The sequence below is a fragment of the Paenibacillus sp. FW101-FHT12H11 genome, assembly GCF_058790355.1.
This window is the reverse complement of sequence record NZ_JBYTCO010000002.1, coordinates 837,508-854,310: the sequence shown is the minus strand read 5'-3', so window position 1 is coordinate 854,310 and position 16,803 is coordinate 837,508. Positions and strand designations below refer to the sequence as shown.

The window sequence follows — 16,803 nt, the reverse complement described above, 5'->3', positions numbered from 1 at the left end:
TCTATTATAACGTCAATATCTGATATAGGAAGTGGCTTTGAATAGGCGTATACTGTAGGGGGGCGCCTAGCAAGATACAAATGTTCCTTCGGAATACTTATTATTCCAGACAACAAGTATTAGGAAGTGATGTCGTTTTGAAGTCAACTAGGTTATTAATTGATTTCCTGAAACTGAAATGGCCGTTGTACATCGTAGCCGCATTGTCAATCTCCGTAGGCAACATCGTATATTCGTATTACCCTAAGCAGCTAGGCGCATTTACGGATCACCTTAAGGTTGGGGGCTTGAGCAGAGACTTAATTGTGACCTACAGCGTGCAGCTCCTGATTATTGGTATTACATTCGGTGTTTTAACAGCAATTGGACAGTATTTGATTATGCGAAACGGAAGACGATTCGAGTTCGTCGCCAGAAATCGATTGTTTGATCATTTTACACAGCTGGGGGCTACTTTTTACTCCAAAAATGGCGTCGGCAAGCTCCTGAGTTATGTGATGAACGATGTGACCGTCATCCGGGAATCGATTTCGATGGGAATTAACCAGATTGTGAACTCGGCGATTTTGATTATTGCTGTTGTCGTGACCATGCTTTTCAGTTCAGTTCCGTTGTATTTAATTCTTGTAAGTGTTCTGCCACTATTGCTTATCCCGATTCTGAGCGTGAAATTTCAACCTATTATCAAAAATCGTTCCTTACAGGTTCAAGAGGCTTTAGGTAAAATGACCGAATCAGCTGAGGAGCAGTTTGGCGGCATCCGTGTCACGAAAAAGTTCGCGGTTGAACCGATCATGATTAACAGGTTCAGTACAACGGTGGACCGGATTCGCGACAACCAATTAAGACTGGTTCGTCTGTCTTCCCTATTTGAAGCATTAATTCCGTTTCTGGGCGCAATATCGCTTATTATCGCGATTGCATTTGGGGGCTATTTGACGATTCATGGTCGGATTACGATTGGGAATTTCGTTGAACTAACGCTCTACATACGGATGATGGTCAACCCGCTTCAGCAGATTGGACGTGTTATTAATGCCATGCAGCGGTCCAAAGCATCGCTTGAGCGGATCAATGAGCTGCTTGATTTGAAATCGGAAGTTGCAGAGTCAGAGCTGGCGCAACCTTCACACCTCGATCAAGAGGGAATTCGGATTGAGCATTTGTCCTTCGCTTACCCTGATGACGAGGATGAAGTGCTCCATGATATTTCGCTAACGATTGAGCCGGGTAAATCGATTGGCATTATCGGTAAAACAGGTAGCGGCAAATCCACGTTGGTGAAGCTGATGCTGCGGATTTATGATCCTCCTGAGGGAACCGTTTACATCGGGGATACGGACATTCGGGATGTGACCTTGGAAAGCCTCCGGAATCAAATCGCCTATGTGCCTCAAGAGGGCTTTCTGTTCAGCACAACCATCCGGGACAACATTGCGTTTTATAAACGGGAATTACCGCTTGAGCAGGTAGAACGCGCCGCCAAAAATGCGCAAATCCTGAACAGCATTATCTCCTTTCCCGAGAAGTTTGAGACGAAGCTGGGAGAACGCGGGGTGACTTTGTCAGGCGGCCAACGCCAACGTACGAGCCTTGCCAGAGGCATCATCAAGGATTCACCGCTCATGATTCTGGATGATAGCGTTAGCGCAGTGGATTCTGTAACAGAGAAGCATATCATCGATACGATTCGTAAAGAACGTTCCAACAAAACGACGATATGGATTGCCCACCGGATATCGGCATTAAAGCATACGGATGAAATTATTGTGCTTCACGAAGGTCGAATTGTTCAACGCGGCACACATCAAGAACTTATTGCGCAGGAAGGCTTGTACGCCGAGCTTCATGCGATACAGGAAGGGGGCAGCCACGATGTCGCGGAGTAAAGAGAGTACCACCACTGAGCCCAAAGCGGTGAAAACGTCCTTCCGGGCTTTATCGGTTTATGCCAAACCGCATTGGTTGACATTTGCAGCCGTTCTGGTGTGCGCCTTGATGGGCATCGCTGCTGACTTGTTTCAGCCCTATCTCGTAAAGATCGCGATCGATGATAACTTGATGATCGGGAAAAATGATTATCACGGACTGCTGATGATTTGTCTATTTTATGTAGGACTTTCGGTAAGTTCATTATTTTTCAGTTACCTTCAGAACAACTTGCTGCAATTCGCCGGACAAAGCATTGTAGCCAAAATCCGCAAGGATTTGTTTCAGCACATTTTCAAACAGTCGATGTCGTATTATGACAAGACGCCTAGCGGCAGTCTCATTACACATGTATCCAGCGATACTGAGACTCTAAACCAGTTCTTTACGCAAGTTTTGTTAAGTCTGGTGCGCGACGGCATGACCTTGATTTTCATCATCGTGTTAATGTATCATCTGGATCCAACGCTAACGTTATACAGTATGATCGTCATTCCAATCATAGCGATTATTGCTATAAGCTTTCGTAGATACATGCGCAAAACGTATCAGCTTTCCAGGACGCGATTGTCTCAAATGGTAGCTTATGTGGCTGAAAATTTATCAGGCATGCATCTGATTCAAGCCTTTCACCAAGAGAATGAACAGATGAAACGTTTCGTAGATCGCAATTCAAGCTACTTTCAGGCAAACTTGCGGGAAATCCGCACGAACGTGTTGTTTAACCGCTCTTTTGATATTTTGGGGAATCTTTCCGTAGCTTTTATCACTTGGGTCGGTGGAATGGCTGTATTTGATAAAACGATTGAGTTTGGTGTCTTGTATGCGTTTATTACGTATATTCGGCAGTTTTTTCAACCGATTAATAATATCACGCAGCAATGGAATACGCTTCAGTCTACAACGGTTTCCATGAACCGGATCTGGAACATTTTTGCTACACAGCCGGAAGTCAATGACAAGCAGAATGCGAAAACGATCCCGCTGGCCAAGGTCAAGGGCGAGATTCATTTTAACCATGTGAAGTTTGGCTATTTGAAGGATATCTCCGTGCTTGAAGATCTCGAGCTTCGAATTGAACCCGGCGAAATGATCGGGATTGTCGGCACGACGGGAGCGGGTAAAAGTTCGCTTATTTCCTTGCTTTGCCGCTTTTACGATGTGCAGGAAGGAAGCATCCGGATTGATGGTACGGACATTCGGGATATTGCGCAGGCTAACTTACATCGCATGGTCGGGCTGGTCCAGCAGGAGCCTTATTTATATGCAGGCAGCATTCTCGATAATGTGCGGATGTTTGATGAATCCGTTGCGCGTGAGGATGTCATCAAAGCCTGTCAATTGGTGGGCGCAGACAGTTTGATTACGAGGTTGAAGGACGGGTACGAGACGCGGATCTCGGAAAGAGGAAGCGGTTTGTCTGCGGGGGAGAGACAACTGATTTCTTTCGCGCGGATCATTGTTTTCCAACCGAAAATATTGATTCTCGATGAGGCTACGGCGAATTTGGACTCTCAGACGGAGCAGCTGATCCAGACGGCCCTGCAGATTGTTGCTGAGGGAAGAACAACACTGGTGATCGCCCATCGGATCTCAACGATTATTCATGCGAATCGTATTCTGGTTATGAGCCAAGGTCAAATTGTAGAGGAAGGCAATCATTCTGAATTGCTTGCTCTGCATGGCTATTATGAGCAATTGTACTTGCATTCTCACGGGAGTATGGACGCGGCGCAATCCATTTCCTAGTCTTAGTCGACAAGATGAGAGTAACCATGAAAAGCTTTATCACGTTCCTTTTGGGAATGCTGATAAAGCTTTTTTATTTTTCTTATTCTACCTATGGTTATTAAATGGAAACGATTCAACTATATAACAAAAGTACTATATAAGTATAATATTTGGTAAATTGTGTTGTTATATTTAATTTACTATACTATACTATTGTATAAAAATGTAAGACTTTTGTCGGCTATTGTCGAAAGTAAGGGGGGGGTGCCGCGGTTAGACGTTTTTCTGCCTATTTTCTTTAAACGATTCTATCGATAGGAGAGGAAATTATGAGAGAGAGAAGATTGCCAAACGTACAGAGATTGTTTCCTAGTGAGAATGGTAACCAGCAATCACGCCAAATGATGATGCAATTCTTTGAACAGATTTTGACCGGCGTGGATGGACTGAAAAATCCCGATGGTGTCAATCTTAGAGGCGAAAAAGACCGCATAGACCGCTTTTATAACAACCTCATTCAACATAGTGCGATCCCCTCTGAAAGCATACCGATGGAGGAAGTCAACTCGGAGTTATTGACCCTGCTGCACAACCATCCTTACCATACCAAATACTTTCTAACCAATATTTTGCCGATGGCTAGTATACCGGGTATTGTGGGCATGCTTGCAGCGTTCATGGTGAACGGCAACAATCTATGGGATGTGTACGGTCCAGCGGGTGCCGAAGCGGAAGTAAAAGTTATCAGCATGATGTCGAAATTAATCGGTTATGATGCCATGAAAAGCGGTGGTTATACGACTTGGGGTGGTCAAGGAGCTGTATTCTCAGGACTGCGTATAGCAATTGCCAAATTCGCCCCGGAAGCCTTGCAGAAAGGTGTTCCTGACAACTTGTACGCATTTTGTTCCGATGCCGCCCACTACAGCTTATTCAAATCTGTCGAGGCCACGGGAATCGGAACTGATAAATTAATACGTGTTCGTACGAAGGCTGACAGCTCCATGGACGTTAATGACCTGAAGCTTAAGATGGAGGAGGTCATCGCCCGAGGCGGGATACCGATTTATATTGTCGCTACAACAGGTACGACGGATGCCATGGGGATTGACGATTTGGAGATGATCCAGGCTACAGCCGGCAAGGTTGCTGCTCAGTTTGGGCTGTTAAGACCTCATATCCATGCGGACTCGGCGTTAGGCGGATTTTTTGCTTTCTTCCAAGACTATGATTTCACAGCTAATCCGCTAGCTTTCAAAGATGAGGTATTGCAAGCCTTGGAAGCTATACATAACCGGATGAAACATCTGCATTTGGCGGATTCGCTTTGCTTTGATTTTCAAAAGCTGGGGCAAACCCCTTACTTAACAAGTCTTTTTCTTGTCAAAGAAGCAGCTGATCTAATGTTGATGGACCTACATCCGGACGAAACGCCATATGTCGGGCATCGTGGTTATGGCCAGTATCATACGGGATATACACTGGAATGTTCTCGCATGGCTAGCTCAATCAGTATTTACAGCGCTCTTCTTGCATTTGGCATTCAAGGGTATCAGCAGCTGTTAGCTCAATTCGTTGAAGTTAATCTTGCCTTCCGTGAGGCACTGCGTCTGGAAATCCCGGAGGCTGTTATTGTGAATGCGGATAATCCCGGTATTATCACGTTATTCCGGCTTTATCCAGAGGGCGGCTCCCGTCTTGAGGAAGAGGTTTCGGGTGCTTGTTCGCTAAGTGAAATTGATCGTAACAACAAGTTTAATGAAATTTTGTTTGAAATTCTTGGGAAGCAGCGCGACCGCATATTTTTCGGCGACACCAAAAAGCACTTGCTAGTGCCAACGAAAGAGGGGAGTTTTACAGCTTTATATGCGACCAAAATTTTTGTAATTTCCCCCTATACGGAGGCTAAGCATGTACCGGAAATCGTGCAGTATTTGAAAACATTCGTCTCACAAGTTTTTGAGAAATATGCTGAAGCATCTACGATAAGCGGGAGGTAACACGTGTGGCTACGCATAAGCAAGTTCTTACAAATAAAGGGAAACTTTTCAATACGAAAGCAATGAACTGGGTTCGTGAACATATTGCCGTAAAAATGACGCTCAGCATTGTTGTGCTGTTGTTAGTTGTCAGCTCGATGTTCTCATTGTCTGGATACTGGGTGAGTAAAGGATTAGCGACGAAACTTGAGGATCAATTTGTTCTGCGGTTAACGTCAAATATTCAAAACGTATCCAACTATTTAGCCGTCATTCCTGAACGTCCTGAAGATATAACGGACACCAAACATCCAGGCTACCTGCGAATAAAAAAACAATTCGAGGAGTTCAAGAAGCATGACACGTTGGAGAACGTGTATGTATTGACCAAAACTCCCGCGAAAGAACAGATCGTAATTCTAACGGGTGTTGCCGATGATTACGGAACCGAATACCCGTTTACGCCGGAAATGAATGAGGCAATAGCGCAAGATAAACCCATGATCAGCAATATTTATAAAGATGAATATGGCATTCATAAATCGATCTTTGTACCGCTCAGAAACAAAAATGGTGAAAACGTCGGCATCATTGGCATTGATTTGGATGCGAGCGTTATATCCAAAACCTATCAAGAAATGTTCTGGACGATGCTGAGCATAACGCTTATTGTTTTGGCCATTGGAAGTTTGATTGCCTACTATATTAGTCGTAGCGTAACCAGACCGGTCGTTCATCTCATGCATATCACAGAGAAGGTTGCTGCGGGTTACTTAACTGAACAAGTCTCCATTGAGCGCACCGATGAGATTGGTAAACTGGCTGCTTCCTTTAATGTGATGCGCAGGAACTTGGAATCGCTTATCCGCCAGATGTATGATTCTTCCCATATCATTACTCATACGAGTGAGCAATTGTATCAATCTGCGGATGAGTCAAGCTCCAGTGCAGGACTGGTTGCGGTTTCTATGAACAGCATGTATGACGGTGTGGCGGAAGTTGTAAGTTCCATATCAGAGAGCACGTCATCGATCGTTGAGATCAACTCTGAACTGACCGAAGTCACGACGGAAGTCAAAGAGATGCAGGAGATGGCGCATAAAGTTGGGGCGCAATCGGTTGACGGCCAGCAGCTCGTCGAGAAGACGCTGCATCAGATGAATGTGATTCAGCTAGAGATGAAATCGTCGCATGAAGCCGCTCTTCAATTAGGCAATCGTTCGAAGGAAATCGGAGCGATTATCAACATTATTACGGAGATCGCGCAGCAAACGAATTTGTTGGCCTTGAATGCTTCGATTGAAGCGGCTCGCGTTGGCGAGCAAGGCAAAGGTTTTGCCGTTGTTGCCGGAGAGGTGAAGAAGCTGGCAGAGCAGTCATCGAAAGCCGCAAGTTCGATTACGGAGCTTGTGTCCGGCACTCAAAAAGACAGCCGTCTGGTCATGGAAAGCATCGTCCAGGGTAATCATGCTGTCGAGCAGGGGCAAACGTGGATTAATGATACATATGAAAATTTCAAAGTCATTTTTAATGGGATTTCCGTGTTTTCCGAGCGGACTGATAACTTGTTGCATACATTGGAGAGAGCGGTGCGATCATTCGAGATCATTTCCCGAGTGATGCACAAAATTTCGGGCATTACCGAAGATCAGTCTGCCGGGTATGAGGAAGTTGCGGCTGCTGCGCAAGAGCAAAGCGCTTCGATCGAAGAGATTACAACAGCAATTCGCCAATTAGCGGAGATGGCGGTTGAACTGCAAAAGTCGGTGAAAAGCTTTAAGCTCACTGAGCCACAGAATAAATGAAAAATGGACTAACCAGCCTAGGGCTGGTTTTTTTATATGCGTTCTAATCAAATAGAGAGCTGGCAGCATCTTAAGCGTAAGATCCCTGAAGTTAAGAAAATCTTAAGAATTGTCTCCATAATCTGTTAAGATTCGGTGTCTATATTAAACCTCATGATAGCTATCAACATTTTGATTGAATTTACGAGTCCAACTTGATACGTTTAGTAACACAGAAATTATGTAAGGAGGAAATTCGGAATGGCACAACCTACAATACTCCTAGTCGACGACGAGAAAGAAATTATAGATATGCTTGCCATTTATTTGAAAAATGAAGGTTATCAACTGCTTCGAGCATCTGATGGAGCAGAAGCCCTTCAGGTTCTTCAGAAGGAAGAGATAGATCTTATCGTTCTCGACATCATGATGCCGAAAATGGATGGGATCGAGGCTTGTTTAAAAATCCGAGAGCAAAAAAATATGCCGATCATCATGCTGTCTGCAAAGAGTCAGGATATGGATAAAATATGGGGCTTAAGCTCTGGGGCCGACGATTACATGAGTAAGCCATTTAATCCGTTGGAGCTTATCGCTCGCATTAAGTCCCAGCTTCGCCGCTACACTAGGCTTAACGTACCTCATGTGAACAAGGATCACGAGTTCGAAGTGGATGATCTGACGATTAACACACAGACGCATGAAGTCAAGTTGGAAGGTAAAGAAATTAAGCTAACCCCAAGGGAATTTGCTATTCTTGAGCTGTTAGTCCGCAACCGAGGGATGGTGTGGAGCTCGGAGAAATTGTACGAAACCGTATGGAAGGAAGCCTACTATGACTCTGATAATACGGTCATGGTACATATTCGCAAAATTCGCGAAAAAATTGAATCAAATCCAAGAACTCCTAGATTTATAAAAACGGTTTGGGGGGTTGGCTATAAAGTTGAATAAACGTTACGATATCGATCCATACGCTAAAGTAAACCGATTTCCGTTTACCTTTTTTCCCTTTAATCTTATTCGAAAGCTGATTATTTTGGTTCAGACGCTCTATAAGATTACGATGGGGCAAATTGAGCGGAGTATAAGAATGCAGTTGATGATAACCTTTGTCGTTTGTTTGTTGGCGGGACTACTGACTTATGGCATTTGTTCTAATTTGTTCGGAGAAATGAGGCAGACGGCTGTAATTGATTATAAATTCGGAATTGAACGAATAGATAGTGAAGCCCGAAGCCTGGTGAATGAACTATCAGCCCTCCAAAATCAACGAGATTTGCCCGGTGGTGAAGATTCGGAGAGAAATCCGGAGTTCTTCGAAAATCATGTGAAGGGGATGAGTGATCAGAAGTTTAAAGTTCTAATAACGGATCTGGAAGGTCGAGTCATATATCGAAGTCAAAATGCAGCGGAAACAAATGTCGAAATTTATAATGTGATCGGCAACGCGATGAACGCCAGAACGGAACAGGATTATGGCCGAAAAGAATTTTCTAGTTTTTACCCTGTGAACTATATGGGACAAAAATCTTATCTGATTGTCTCCGGCATCCCGGAACCGCACATTACGTATCAAAAGGGTGAAAGTCCGCTATCCCTGTTGAGTGCCGTTGCTGTTTTTATCCTCTTGTTCTACTTCATGACGCAAAAGAAAATGCGCCACATTGAGGAATTGGCGGGTGGTCTGCGTATCATTGCAACCGGGAATTTGGATTACCGCGTTATTGAACGTAGTCAAGACGAGCTTGGTTCTCTTGCCCGGGATTTGAACTTTATGGCTGAAGATTTGCAGAAAAAAATTGAGGAGGAAAGAAGAAGTGAGCGTTTGAAGCGCGAGCTGATTACCAACGTTTCTCATGATTTACGCACGCCTCTGACGCTCATCATGGGGTATTTACGGCTGCTGCATGATAAAAGCTATGAAACACCTGAGCAGGCGGCTGGGTATATTAGTATTGCTTATCATAAGTCCGAAAAGCTGAAACTACTTATTGATGACTTGTTCGAGTTCACGAAGTTATCCAATCGCGATGAACCTCTTTACAGGGAAGGGGTAGCAATCAACGAGCTATTGGACCAATTGCTTGAGGAATTTGTCACATTGGCTGAGGAGCAACAGCTTTCGATTAACCGCACAATCCCGAAGGAGAAGCTGTTGGTTCGTATTGATGTGGATAAAATGATTCGTGTCTTTGAGAATCTTCTGGGAAATTCCCTGAAGTACAGTTTGAAGCCAGGGGCGATTACCGTCAGCCTGCACCATGATTATCGGTATGTCACTCTACAAGTTAGCAATCAAGCAGAAGTGATTAGCGATGACGCTTTGCATCAGTTATTTGATCGGTTCTATCGGGTTGATGCTTCACGATCTTCCAATACCGGAGGCTCCGGTCTAGGGCTCGCGATTGCCAGAAGTATTGTGGAATCGCACGAAGGTGCCATTTGGGCTGAGCAAAGCAACGGCCAAATTCATTTTTTCGTGAAATTGAAGCTTGCTTAGTAAAATAGACAGTTGAAGTGGATTTGCTAGGAGACGATGGTTTGTAGAGCGGAAAGTAAAGAAAGATTAGCATCTCAATACACACACTAAGCCAATTATTGCCCCTAAGGCAGAATTGGCTTTTTCTTATGATTTTATAGTCAAAATTCGTAGTGGAGCGTTATTAAAGGCTAATGACGGGGTACTAGGAATAGTTAGTACTTCTCAAAACGTATATCTCAAGTACAATGAGAATTAAGACGAGAGGGGGTTATGCATCATGAAATCGAAATGGATTACGATTCAATTAGGCTATGTGCTGGGAGCCAGTTCCCTGCTAACGGCCATTGTATATTTCTTCGCAACCAATTGGGAGCAATTAAACCGCTGGGAAAAGTTTGCGCCCGCTTTTCTTCTTATTCTCGGCTTCTATGGATTATCAGTTTGGCTTTCCCATCAAACGGGTCGGCAATTTCTAAGTAGGCTTAGCTTGTTTGCAAGCTGCGTTTCCTTTGGTGTAGGAGCGGGGCTCATTGGGCAAACCTACAATTCTCATGCCGACAGCTACACGTTGTTTGCGGTCTGGTTTATCCCGGCCTTTCTTTTTGCCATATGGACGCGTTGGCAGCCCTTTTACATCCTGTCGTATATTCTTGGGCATTTGGCTTATTGCTTTTATTTTTTCCCTCATTGGCAAGGTGGATCGGATTCGGAAGGAGTTCAAATTGCGATCTGGGTAGGCTTAGCAATTGTGAATGTTATTCTCTATCTGTTAACAGAGCGTGGGAAGCTGAACTCTTCGTTAATGAAGTGGATTTCATTTCAAGCGGTAATAGGTATACTGCTCATCCTTTCAAATTCGTACGCATTCGAAGATTACGGGGTGTTCATGAATCTGCCCCTGGTTGGAGCTCTAGCGGCAGCTGTATGGTACTCACATAAAATGCGCAACAAAGCTTATCTATTGTTCTCAGGCTTATGGATTTCAGCCACGATTACGTTTAAATACATCGAACTCGTCGTTCGCCATTATAATGAGCTTTTTTTCATCATCAGCTTGCTATTTGTGATTGTATTCATCGGGGCCAATGTGAAGTTCATGACATTTATCCGGGCATGGCAGCCTGCTGGGAAGCCAAGGAATGAAGTACTCGAAGGTGAGGCAGGAGGGGACGTCAAACCGGAAGGTGATTTTACCAAATGGATTGTGCGTGTTCTCACGGTTTCCGTCGTTATCATCGGATCGCTGCTAGGCAGCCTGACGGTTATTGGGATTGTTACGTTGGTGCTGGGGTTTGAGAACCCTGAGAATGTGTTGATGGGTTTTGGACTTGTCGTTGTAACCAGCATGGTCTTTTTGAAAAAGCTAAACGCGCTAGTGAGGTACACCATACTAATCAGCGGACTGCTTCTTGGAGCGGGAGCGGCTGTGTTTGCAGAAAATATCCCCGTCCTATTCGCTTTCTTAGCGCTTACAATCGCCGCGTTTATCTATATTGCCGGGATGGTGCATCGCATTTTTTTCTTCCTTGCGGCAATTTTGATCACAGCTGCGATACTAACCAATTGGCTTGATAGCAGTGTTGTCATTTTATCAGTGATTACGGGCTTATTGTTCGTCCTGTTTGCAGGCGGGCAGATCATCGGGAATGCTGCGGTCAGGCAGCCGGTGCTCTATAGCAGCTATCCATCGTTTCTCTTCACATTGTTTGTGTTAACTTTTATGACCGAATCTGCTTGGTATTATGTCACCAACGCCCTTTTCTTTATCCTTGTCGTGCTTGCCTTAGCCGTTAGCAGGCAGCTGAACAGCCGTTGGATTTTTGCTTGGTCGATGGGGTTCTGGACAGCTTTCCTCGTGTACAAATATTACGATTTAGCCTGGAAGCTGCTGCACAAATCGATTACGTTTGGCATGATTGGCATCTTGATACTGATCTTTACCGTTTGGTATGAAAAAAGGCATCGCCTTGAAGCTGTCGAACCCGAAACGGCTGCTGGGGCAAACGTGAAAGCAAATCGGCTCCTTATTGCCGTGCTGGTGCTGCTGCAGATCGCAGCCATGTCGATACAAATTGGCAAAAGCGAGTGGCTGCTCTCCCATGGACAACTCATCAAACTCCAGCTTGAACCGCTGGACCCGCGTTCGCTTATTCAAGGGGATTACGTACGTTTGCGCTACACGATTTCTGAGCCTCCTATTTCCGATATGAAGAACGATGATATGACATCTAAAAAGAAAATCTCTGTCGTGCTCGCTCCGAACACAGCTACTGATGTGTATGAATTCAATCGTGTCTATACAAAAGGGGAAGAACTTGCCCCAGGAGAAGTGCGTATGAACGGTACCCTGCAAGGGTACGAGCGGATTGAGTACGGCATTGAAAATTATTTCATTCCAGAAGGTACGGGTCGTACCTACGAACAAAATGCCAAGTTTGCAGAAGTGAAAGTCTCTGCGGGCGGAGATGCCATTCTTGAGCGCCTTGTGTTGCAACAAAGTGTTGTTCAATAAAGATTAATGTGGTAAAATTACCCGATCTTTGCAAGCAAAAGAGAGGGGTAGCTGTTCGGATGTGGCTCATGTATTCCGTACTTGCGGCTTTCAGTTTCGGGCTGCGAGGCATTCTGTATCACTGGTCCAGCCAGCAATCATTAAACCGGAATGTGCTGCTATGCGGCACATTTTTCATGGGGGCGTTAATTAGCGGCAGCTGCGCCCTTCTTTTACATCAAGCTTGGACCATGCCTGCACTGATTGGCGTCCAAATGGGGCTGTTTTCTTTCGGGGCCAATGCCAGTATGTTCAAAGGTTTTGCCGTAGGGAAAGCGTCATTGGTCGCGATTCTGACCGGTTTGCCCTCCGTCGTTGTGGTTTTCGTTGCGTATCTGATTTGGGATGAACGGCTTAATATCATGCAGTTTCTAGCCTTTGTTATTATCGTTATCGGAATTTTAGTCGTGCGTTACTCCAATGACATTACGCTCAAAAATTTGCAAGGCGCCGGTTGGGGAGCGCTGGCCTTGATTCTTTTTGCCGCCAATGACTTGTCGAGTAAGTGGACGACCTTGGTCGCGGCCCCGCTGTTTCCAACGTTATTTTGTATGTTTGCTACCGGAACTGTTTGTTTTGGTCTGTGGTGGTTGCGGGATCAGAAGCAAAGTAATCAGCAGCCTGCACAGGTAAAAGTGGCAGCCACCACAGGCTGGACGGAAAGACGGACTTTTCTATTCGGGATGATCGTGGGCATTACGAATGTGGTTGGCATGATTTTCATCCTTCATGGATTTGATCATGGCAAGGCAGGCTTGGTTTCAGCTGTTGTCGCATTGAATGTACTGATCGTTCTGTTGTACACGCGATTTGTTTTGAAGGATAAATTTTCAAAGATGGAACAGTCTGGATTGGCTTTGGCCTTTATTGGCATTTTAATGATGAAGGTAGTTGCCTCTTGACAACTCCAGCATATTAAAGTAATATTCAGTCAATTCATAACTTGATATGTAACATTGATGAACAGGACAGTAGTTCTTGTCGGACAGTCGCAGCGAGCCGGAATTGGTGGGAACCGGTACGAATGTCAGGAACGAAACGGACCTGGGAAATGGTCTTCCGAAATGTGCAGTAGGGAGATCCGGCATAAGCCGTTATCGTTGGAGGGGTTAAATCTGCAGATTTAACACTTAGAGTGGTACCGCGGGAATGAACAGCTCTCGTCTCTTATTTAGAGACGGGAGCTTTTTTGTATGCAAATGATGCTATTTGGGAGGAAACTACGATGATTCAAGAGCTATTAACCGTTGAAATTGAGCAGCACGTCGAAGCCATGTTTCAGGAAACCGGGACGCAGCGTCCAGCTACTTTAAAAATTATAACCGAACATCCGGCGCACCCGGAACATGGAGACTACAGCTCCAACATTGCCATGCTTTTGGCCAAAATATTGCGCAAGTCCCCTTTGCAGATCGCTGGGGAGCTTCAAAGCCGCATCGAACAGAACGGGCTTGTTCAAGGTTTGTTTAGCAAAGCAGCTGCTGTTGCACCCGGCTTTCTGAACTTTTATATCAACTGGGATGCCTGGGCTAATGGAGAATTTCAAGCTCCAACGAAGCGCACCAGCCGCAGCAAACAAAACAAGGTGTTGGTGGAACATACCTCCATTAATCCTAACAAAGCCGCACATGTGGGGCATTTGAGAAATTCCTGTATCGGTGACTCTTTGTCACGTATGCTATCGCATGCCGGATATGAAGTGGAGGTTCATAATTATATTGATGACCTCGGGAACCAATTAGCCGATACGGTGGTAGGTATTCTTCATACGCAAACGGAGGGAAGTTTTCCGCGATTCGGGGATTTTTGTTGGGAAACCTACGCGAAGGTGAATCAAGCCTATAAAGATCAGCCGGCATTAGCCGAGCAGCGTTCTGTGGTCCTTCACGCTATTGAAAGCGGGACATCGAATCTTGCGTGGATGGGTGCTTTGGTTGCAGAGCGAATTGTGCGTGAGCAGTTGGAGGAAATGAAGCAATTCGGCATCTCCTATGATGTGCTGGTTTGGGAAAGCAGCATTGTACGTGCCGGATTCTGGGATACCACTTTCGAGCTGCTGAGCAAAACGGAAATGTTTCATAAGGTGACGGAGGGGAAACTGGCAGGCTGTTGGGTACTGAAGAACCTCGAAGAAGGCGGAGCTGAAACCCCGGCGGACAACCAGGATTTTCAAGGGGATAAAGTGCTTGTTCGTTCAAATGGCATTCTCACCTACACCGCGAAGGATATCGCGTATCACCTGTGGAAATTCGGACTGCTGGAGAATCATTTTGTGTATAAAAAATGGGAGGATGGCTTGTGGTCAACGGCTGCCCAAGGAAGTAAAAAAACGATCGGGCGCGCAGATATGGTCATTAATGTCATTGACTACCGTCAGCAGTATCCGCAAGAGATGGTGAAGCTGGCACTTGAAGTGCTTGGTTATCAGCAGCAGGCCAGTCAGCTCAAGCATGTAAGCTACGGCGTTGTTTCTTTAAGTCCCGATACAGCGGCAGGGCTTGGTCTGGATACTTCCGAAGGCAAAAGTTCCTATGCGATGTCAGGCCGTCAAGGCATTGGGATTAAAGTCGCAGACCTGCTTGATCGCATGGAGAAAGTGATCGATGCCAAACGTTCAAGAAAAGCGGGAATATCCAGCAGAGCCATAGCCGCGGCTTCGATTCGTTACTATTTGCTAAAATATCAACTGCAAACCGAAGTGATTTTTGATCTGGAGCAAGCGACCGAAGTGACAGGAAATACAGGCGTTTATTTGCTTTATGCGTACGCAAGAGCGAATCGTATTTTAGATAAAGCGAAGGTGGACGATCGTCTGCAAGCCATAGCGGCCAAGTTCCACGGAACTCTTCTGGAAGATCAGGAATACCAGCTGCTAAGGCATATCGCTTACTGGCCGGAAACTTTGGAGAATGCCACTGCTCAGTTGGCACCTAGTTTAATTTGTCATTATGCGTTTGAATTAGCGTCTTTGTTCAATCATTTTTATAGCGCATGTCCGGTTTTAAAAGGGAGCGAAGAGAGCATTTCCCACCGCTTGTGGATTACACAAACGGTGAAGGCTACCCTTCATGAAGCGCTTGAACTGCTCGGTATGCCGACTCCTAAACGATTATAAAAAGATCCCTTAGATAGAGCCCATTGTGCTCCTCTTATGTATTTGCTGATACAGCCTGTCAACGGGCTGCATATGCTACAGCAATACACAGCGTTGTTAATGCGCTTGCGAGGGGGCTCACGATGCTTCGATCAAAGGTCAAGACGTACCGGTATCGCATGGGTAAAAAGCATGTGATCGTCATTCACATCCATCAATCGGCCCAGGCATCAGCCGAGGTAGGGAATGCGCTGGCTAGCAATGCATTAAATATTCAAATTTACAAAAAACGCAAAAAGCAGAAAAAGCGCTAGCCCCTTCCTGGTTCAAGCATGAAGTGCCATGTTTGCTGAGAGGGGGTGATAAGGCATGCAGCGCAAAACAAACAAAAAATCGAGCTACAGCAGCGGAAAAACAAAAGTGAGAGTCAGACAATCCGCGAGTGCAACCATTGGTCAAGGCGGGAATTCGATCTCGGTGAACGCTTCTGAGGTTGGTGTCGTCCGCATTCGTCCTTAAAAATGCAACAATAGCTTTCTGATCTGGATTAAATGCGGTACAATAGGGATATTCGTGCCAATATGAATGATTCAGGAGGCTTTTACCACAATGACAGAAAAAGAGATCGAAACACAAACCGAAGAAAATAACGCACAAGATTTGGAACAAGAACAGGCCCAGATCATTATGACTTGGTTTCAGCACATAAACGAAGTTATGAAGGCGCAATTTCCCGAATATGAAGTCGAGGGACAAATCGGAAATAACCCAACGTATGGCCCGATGTTTGCTTTTACACTTAAAAAAGATGAGAAGTTCACGTCATGTGGATTTTTCCTCAATGAAATTATGCGAAATTTCCAAACCAATCCGAACGCTGGACTCTGGCTTTCTTCCTTCTTTGTGGACTTGTTGAGAAGCCCGGAGAATCATGCGCTTCCTAATCCGCCGCAAACGGAAGACCAAGCAAAAGAACTTCTGGATAAACATATTGTTCCTTACTGTGCATCAGCTGTTCGTGAAGAATTCCCTGATCAAAAGATTTATGTGGATCTAGAGCTTCATGAGGAGCATGGCCCGGTTCTGGAAGCCGGCTTCGTTGCTGTGCAAGACGGGAACAACACTTGCGCACTTCCGCTGCAATATTTAATGACTTTATTCTTATTGAACCGTGATCCGGCAGAGCCTCTGATTCAAGCGATGTACCGTTTGTATGAGGAAAATAATCTAGGTCAAGCTTAGATTCGCTA

Annotated in this window: 12 protein-coding genes and 1 other annotated feature; all 12 genes read left to right on the top strand. The window is 45.2% G+C overall.

Going from position 1 to position 16,803, the window contains the following annotated elements; all coding sequences use genetic code 11:
* The first annotated feature begins 137 nt into the window (after window positions 1–137).
* The 12 genes from AC3WTJ_RS09665 to AC3WTJ_RS09610 all read left to right on the top strand — a co-directional run bounded on the left by AC3WTJ_RS09665 (window position 138) and on the right by AC3WTJ_RS09610 (window position 16,795).
* Window positions 138–1,889, top strand: coding sequence for an ABC transporter ATP-binding protein (locus AC3WTJ_RS09665; RefSeq protein WP_157319842.1), 1,752 nt, complete (start codon window positions 138–140; stop codon window positions 1,887–1,889).
* Window positions 1,876–3,678 carry an ABC transporter ATP-binding protein gene (locus AC3WTJ_RS09660; RefSeq protein ID WP_492521575.1) on the top strand — a complete coding sequence of 601 codons (1,803 nt, stop codon included), beginning with the start codon at window positions 1,876–1,878 and terminating at the stop codon, window positions 3,676–3,678. Before AC3WTJ_RS09665 ends, AC3WTJ_RS09660 begins: the two co-directional genes overlap by 14 nt.
* A gap of 311 nt (window positions 3,679–3,989) precedes the next feature.
* Complete coding sequence (locus AC3WTJ_RS09655) at window positions 3,990–5,660, top strand: pyridoxal phosphate-dependent decarboxylase family protein (RefSeq protein WP_492521574.1); 1,671 nt, start codon at window positions 3,990–3,992, stop codon at window positions 5,658–5,660.
* A gap of 5 nt (window positions 5,661–5,665) precedes the next feature.
* Window positions 5,666–7,444: a methyl-accepting chemotaxis protein gene (locus AC3WTJ_RS09650; protein ID WP_492521573.1), complete on the top strand. Its 1,779-nt coding sequence runs from the start codon at window positions 5,666–5,668 to the stop codon at window positions 7,442–7,444.
* A gap of 240 nt (window positions 7,445–7,684) precedes the next feature.
* Complete coding sequence (locus AC3WTJ_RS09645; RefSeq protein ID WP_157319847.1) at window positions 7,685–8,377, top strand: response regulator transcription factor; 693 nt, start codon at window positions 7,685–7,687, stop codon at window positions 8,375–8,377.
* The gene (locus AC3WTJ_RS09640; protein WP_492521572.1) at window positions 8,370–9,926 is read left to right on the top strand and encodes a sensor histidine kinase; all 1,557 of its coding nucleotides are present in this window, start codon (window positions 8,370–8,372) and stop codon (window positions 9,924–9,926) included. Before AC3WTJ_RS09645 ends, AC3WTJ_RS09640 begins: the two co-directional genes overlap by 8 nt.
* Before the next feature lie 259 nt (window positions 9,927–10,185).
* The gene (locus AC3WTJ_RS09635; protein ID WP_492521571.1) at window positions 10,186–12,420 is read left to right on the top strand and encodes a GDYXXLXY domain-containing protein; all 2,235 of its coding nucleotides are present in this window, start codon (window positions 10,186–10,188) and stop codon (window positions 12,418–12,420) included.
* A gap of 59 nt (window positions 12,421–12,479) precedes the next feature.
* Window positions 12,480–13,361 (top strand): EamA family transporter, encoded by an 882-nt coding sequence (locus AC3WTJ_RS09630; RefSeq protein WP_492521570.1) that lies wholly within the window; start codon window positions 12,480–12,482, stop codon window positions 13,359–13,361.
* Window positions 13,362–13,409: 48 nt separating this feature from the next.
* Window positions 13,410–13,630 (top strand) — a binding site (T-box leader).
* Window positions 13,631–13,684: 54 nt separating this feature from the next.
* On the top strand, window positions 13,685–15,574 hold the full coding sequence (locus AC3WTJ_RS09625; RefSeq protein ID WP_492521569.1) for an arginine--tRNA ligase: 1,890 nt from the start codon (window positions 13,685–13,687) through the stop codon (window positions 15,572–15,574).
* 122 nt (window positions 15,575–15,696) lie between these two features.
* A complete protein-coding gene (locus AC3WTJ_RS09620) occupies window positions 15,697–15,867 on the top strand; it encodes a hypothetical protein (RefSeq protein WP_492521568.1) in 171 nt (56 codons plus the stop codon).
* A 55-nt stretch (window positions 15,868–15,922) separates the two neighbouring features.
* On the top strand, window positions 15,923–16,072 hold the full coding sequence (locus AC3WTJ_RS09615; protein WP_315949087.1) for a hypothetical protein: 150 nt from the start codon (window positions 15,923–15,925) through the stop codon (window positions 16,070–16,072).
* Between the two features lie 90 nt (window positions 16,073–16,162).
* Window positions 16,163–16,795 (top strand): hypothetical protein, encoded by a 633-nt coding sequence (locus tag AC3WTJ_RS09610; protein WP_492521567.1) that lies wholly within the window; start codon window positions 16,163–16,165, stop codon window positions 16,793–16,795.
* Window positions 16,796–16,803: the final 8 nt, after the last annotated feature.